This window comes from Leifsonia sp. KNZ12-8B (genome assembly GCF_056755495.1).
Window position 1 is genome coordinate 1 of the sequence record NZ_JBPGXM010000188.1, and the last position, 5,062, is coordinate 5,062.

Here is a 5,062-nt window from a genome sequence, read left to right on the forward strand (position 1 = left end):
CGACGCCCGCCGCGCGGAGCTTGGAGGCGTATGCCTCGCCCTCGTCGCGCAGCACGTCGCACTCCGCGTTGATCACCCGGTCCATGTGACCACCGATGGGAACGCTGAACATCAAGCGCGTCTACGCTCCTGCCGACCCCGCCGACGGGTACCGCGTGCTCGTCGACCGGCTCTGGCCCCGAGGCGAGACGCATCAGGAGGCGGACGTCGACGACTGGCTGAAGGACATCGCCCCCAGCAGCGCACTCCGCACATGGTGGGACCACGACCCGGACAGGCTCGCGGAGTTCGCCCGGCGGTACGACGCGGAGCTCGACGCGAACAGCACGGCGGTGGACGAGCTCCAGAGGATCATCGACGAGCACCCCGTGGTCACCCTGATCTACGCGGCGCACGACCCCGAGGTCAACCACGCGGTGGTGCTGAGGGACTTCATGCTGAACCGCTCGGGATCGCAGCCAGCGCGCTCGTCGACGGAGCCCCACGACGGTGCCGGCGCACGAACGTCAGAAGCACCATCGCGGCGGACAGCACGACCATGACGCACGCACCGGCGAACACCGCCGGGAGCAGGCCCGACGATGTCGCGATCAGTCCGAGGACCACGGCGATCAGACCCTGGGACGCGTAGGCGGCCAGATAGAAGGCCGAGATCACCCCTGCGCGATGCTGCGCCGGCGCGTGGATGCTGACGTAGCTCAGTCCGCCGGAGAACGCCGTCGCGTATGACCCGCCTCCGAGCGCGGCCGCGACGACGAACAGCACCGTCGAACCGAGCGTCGCCGACGCGGCCAGCACCACGAAGGCCGCGATGGCGAGCAGCCCACCGGCTCGCATCGACACCCGCGGGCTCGATCGGCGCGCGACGACGGCGAGGACGCCCGCGACGACGAACATCGTCGCCAGCAGGCAGCCGACGATCAGCGTGTTCTGCTGCCCGAGCAGATCCCGCGCGATGCTGGCGCCGAGAGCCAGCATGATCCCTCCGGTCATGTAGGCGACGGCGGCCGCCATCGCGGCGGTGGTGAAGATGATCCGCTGGCCCCGGGGAACGCGCACGTCGACCCGCGGTCGCCAGCGGCCCTCCGACCGGGCGCCGGACGGTTCGGGGAGGAACAGGGCGAACGCACCGACGCTCGCGATCACCGCGACGAGCACCCAGAAATCCAACGCCAGCGGGAAGGGCCCGTACTGGACGAGCACTCCGCCGACCAGCGTCGAGAGCACCACCCCGAGCGCGGTCGCCGCGGTGGTCACCGAGGCGGCCGCCCGCGCCCGGCCGGGCTTGCTGAACTCCAGCACGGCCGCGCTGGCCGGGCTCAACGCCAGACCGACGCCGACGCCCATCAGCGCCCTGCCGGCGAAGAGCATCTCGACGTCCACCGCGACCGCGAAGAGCAGCGTCCCGAGCAGCATCCCGAGCACACCGAACAGGATCGCCACCCGCCGGCCGACGTAGTCGCTCAGGCTGCCGGTCGTGAGGAGGGTGACGACCAGGGTGAGCGGGTACGTTCCGAACACCGCGGTGATGATCACCGGGTCGAGGTGCCACAGGTCGGAGTAGAGGGGATACGAGGTGCTCGGCGCCCCGCTCGTCCACAGCGCGATCAGGGCGACGGCGGCCGCCGTCCAATACGCTCCGGCGCGACCCAGCTTGCGGCTCTCCGACATGACCAGCACCTGCTCTTTCGTTCGGTACTGTCCACTTCACCGCACGGAGGGCCGATCGGCGCTCCGTACACTCCCACCGAGGATGTCCTCATCAGGGACACGTTCGGTCACCCCGCAGGCGAGCGGAGCAGCACCCGGACCTGCCGCCGCACGTCCTCCCGGATGCTCTCGGCCGTGACGCCCGCGGGGCTCGCGGCCATCGCCAGGAAGAGGATCGCCGACACGATGTGCGCCAGGGCGGCGGCGTCCTCCACCGTGGAGCCGGAGGCGCGGGCGATCGCCTCGGCCATCGCCCGCTCCGTGTCGGCGACGATCGCGAGCGCGGTGGCGTGATGCGGCTCGGCCGGGTCGCCGAAGACCATCTCGCGGAGGTACGTGCGGCCGTTCTCGACCTGGACGCGGTTGCAGTCGATGACCGGCGTGGCGATCGCGAGCACCGCCTCCACCGGGTCGTCCGCGTTCGCGGCGGCCGCGCGGCCCTCCTCCAGCGCCTCCGCGTAGAGGGCGTTCTGCACCATCAGCAGGAGCTCGCCCTTGGTCCGGGCGTAGAAGAACAGGGTGCCGGCGCCGATGTCCGCCGCGGCGGCGATCTCCTGGGTGGTGACGTCGTCGACGCCCCGCTCGGCGAACAGGGCCCCGGCCGCCGCGATGATCCGGTCGAGCTTCTCCTGCTTGTTGCGCTCGCGCCGGCCGGGCGCGGCGGGGGTGGCGGTCATCTCATCCCCTCTCGGAACGACAGGTGACACCCTAGCCCGTCCGCCGGCCCACGCAGGCCCGGTCAGCCGCGGGCGTCGTCGGACCGGATGGCGGCCACGACCTTGCCGCGGACCCCTCCCCTCCCGAGTCCCCCGACGGCCGCGGGGATGTCGTCGAAGCCGACCACCCGGCCCACGATCGGCCGGATCGCGCCCGACTCGACCAGCGCGGAGATCTCGCGCAGCTGCTCCCCGCTCGCCGACATCCAGAGGAACGAGTAGTCGACGCCGAGCCGCTTCGCCGCGTGGCGCACGCTCCGGCTGATCGCGGCGATGCCCGCGCGCAGCACCGGGTTGAGGCCGAGCCGGCGGGCGAAGGCCGGGTCGGGCGGGCCGGCGATGCCGATGGCCCGGCCGCCGGGGCGCAGGATGCGCAGCGACTTCATGAGGTTCTCGCCGCCGACGCCGTCGAGCACGACGTCGTAGCCGGAGAGCAGCTGCTCGAAGTCCTCCGAGCGGTAGTCGATCACCAGGTCGGCGCCGAGCGTGCGCACGAACTCCGCGTTCGCCCCGCTCGCGGTGGTGGCGACCGTCGCGCCGAGGCGCTTCGCGAGCTGGATCGCGATCGACCCCACTCCCCCGGCGCCCGCATGGATGAGCACCTTCTGGCCCGGCTGGACGTCCGCCCGCACGACGAGCGCCTGCCAGGCGGTCAGCGCCACCAGCGGCAGGGAGGCCGCCTCCGTCATCGAGAGCGCAGCGGGGAGGGGAGCCAGGTCGCTCTCGTCCACCGCGATCCGCTCGGCGAAGGTGCCGATGCGCCCGTCGCGCACCCGTCCGTAGACGGCGTCGCCCGGGGCGAACGACCGCACCTCCGCGCCGACCTCCACGACGGTCCCGGCCACGTCGTGCCCCAGGACCGCGGGGAGTTCGAGCGGCACGAGCTGCGTGAACTCCCCCGCCCGGAGCTTCTCGTCGAGCTGGTTCAGGCCGGCGGCCCGCACCTCGACGAGCACGTCATGCGGCCCGACGGCGGGCTCGGCGACCTCGCCCGTCGCGAGGGGTGATTTGTAGGAGGTGAGGAGGATGGCTTTCACGATCGGGCCTCTTTCTTGAGTGTGCTCATTTTTGAGTGTACTCAAGAAAGAAGCGCGCCGCCTCCGGATCTATTCCGATCAGGCCCCCGCGAGACCCACGATCAGATACAGGATGAACGAGAGCCCGGCCGCGACGCCCGCGTACGGCAGGATCGCCACCATCAGGTTCATGGGCTTGATGCCGATGGACCGCGAGGCCAGGATGATGCCGTCGCCGTACAGACAGGTCGTGCTGCCGAGCGCCGCGCCGGAGAAGACGGCGGCCCCCGCCAGGATCGGGTCGCTGCCGAGCGCGATGGCCAGCGGCAGCACCACGGGCGTCACCACGGCGGCGAGATCCCAGAACGATCCGGTCGCATAGGCGTACACGCCGCACACCGCGAAGACGATCGCCGGCAGCAGCCCGGGGGTGAGCACGGGCTCCGTGACGTGGATGACGAACTCGGCCAGCTGCAGGTGGATGTTCATCTCCTGCACCATGAACGCCAGCACCGTGAGCACGACGACGAACAGCATGCTGCCCACGCCCTCCATGGCGGCGTCGAGCAGGCCGCGGACGGTGAGGCGCCGCTGCAGGAGGGCGATGACGGCCGTCACCAGGAGCGCGGCGGCGGTGCCCTTGACGACGTTGGTCTCGGTGAACACGGTCACGCCGACGAGCGTGATCATCGAGAGCAGGAAGGGCCACGCCTGCGGCTTCCGTCCGGTGAGGGGCGCGACCCTGGTCTGCACCGCGACGCGCTGGGCGGTGGAGCCGTCCGGGTCGTCCGCCTCGATCTCGGCGAGCAGGGCGGCGCCCTCCGCGCGACGCTCCTCGTCGGTCGTGCCGACCGGGAAGACGTCGCCGTCGCGCTCGGCGCGCAGCGCATCCTTCCGCAGCGCGCCGACCCGCGGCAGCCAGCCGGCGCTCAGCAGCAGGGCGAGCACGAGCGCGATCCAGCCGAAGAAGATGTAGGGGATGGACTGGAGGTACGCGCCGAACCCGCTGCCGCCGACGGTCACGTCCTGCGCCTCGAACAGGCCGGCGAAGAACAGCGCCCAGGTCGAGACCGGCACGATCACGGCGATCGGCGCGGCGGTCAGCTTCATGATCGCGCCCAGCTGGGTGCGCGGCACCCGGTAGCGATCGGTCACCGACTTCATCGAGGTGCCGACGGTGAGCACGTTGAGGTAGTCGTCGACGAACAGCACGATCGACAGCAGGAACGTGAGGATGGTCGACTTGCGCCGCGAGTTCACGAAGCGCTCCGTCCAGCGGGCGAAGTCGGTGACGATGCCGGACTTCTCGTAGAGCGTGATCAGCATCCCGAACAGCACCACGATGAGCAGCAGCCACTGGGCGGTCTCGTTGGCGAGCGACTTGCCGACGTACTCGACCCAGGTGTCGAACGCACCCCAGCCGCCGATGAGCGCGGCGCCGACGACGGTGCCGCACAGCAGGGCGAAGAGTGTGCGCCGGGTGAGCACGGCGACGATGAGGATGACGGCGACGGGTAGGAGGACGAATCCGCCGAGTGGGGGCATGGGGACCTCTGTCTTCGGGACGCTCGGCGTCCGGCCGGATGGAGCGGGAGGTGGTGCGGGCGGTGCGGGCGGTGC

At 71.2% G+C, this 5,062-nt stretch carries 5 protein-coding genes; 1 reads left to right on the forward strand and 4 read right to left on the reverse strand.

Features of this window, described 5'->3' with window-relative positions; genetic code table 11:
- Nucleotides 1-95: 95 nt before the first annotated feature.
- Nucleotides 96-542 carry a DUF488 domain-containing protein gene (locus ACR9ZG_RS17830; protein WP_481286187.1) on the forward strand — a complete coding sequence of 149 codons (447 nt, stop codon included), beginning with the start codon at nt 96-98 and terminating at the stop codon, nt 540-542.
- On the opposite strand, the gene ACR9ZG_RS17835 is transcribed toward ACR9ZG_RS17830, so the two are convergent.
- The 4 genes from ACR9ZG_RS17835 to ACR9ZG_RS17850 form a co-directional block, all read right to left on the reverse strand.
- Nucleotides 433-1,671 (reverse strand): MFS transporter, encoded by a 1,239-nt coding sequence (locus ACR9ZG_RS17835; protein WP_481286188.1) that lies wholly within the window; start codon nt 1,669-1,671, stop codon nt 433-435. The two genes, ACR9ZG_RS17830 and ACR9ZG_RS17835, sit on opposite strands and share 110 nt — an antisense overlap.
- A 107-nt stretch (nt 1,672-1,778) precedes the next feature.
- Nucleotides 1,779-2,387: a TetR/AcrR family transcriptional regulator gene (locus ACR9ZG_RS17840; protein WP_481286189.1), complete on the reverse strand. Its 609-nt coding sequence runs from the start codon at nt 2,385-2,387 to the stop codon at nt 1,779-1,781.
- A gap of 62 nt (nt 2,388-2,449) precedes the next feature.
- Nucleotides 2,450-3,463 carry an NADP-dependent oxidoreductase gene (locus ACR9ZG_RS17845; RefSeq protein ID WP_481286190.1) on the reverse strand — a complete coding sequence of 338 codons (1,014 nt, stop codon included), beginning with the start codon at nt 3,461-3,463 and terminating at the stop codon, nt 2,450-2,452.
- A gap of 78 nt (nt 3,464-3,541) precedes the next feature.
- Nucleotides 3,542-4,987, reverse strand: coding sequence for a Na+/H+ antiporter NhaC family protein (locus ACR9ZG_RS17850; protein ID WP_481286191.1), 1,446 nt, complete (start codon nt 4,985-4,987; stop codon nt 3,542-3,544).
- Between the last annotated feature and the right edge of the window lie 75 nt (nt 4,988-5,062).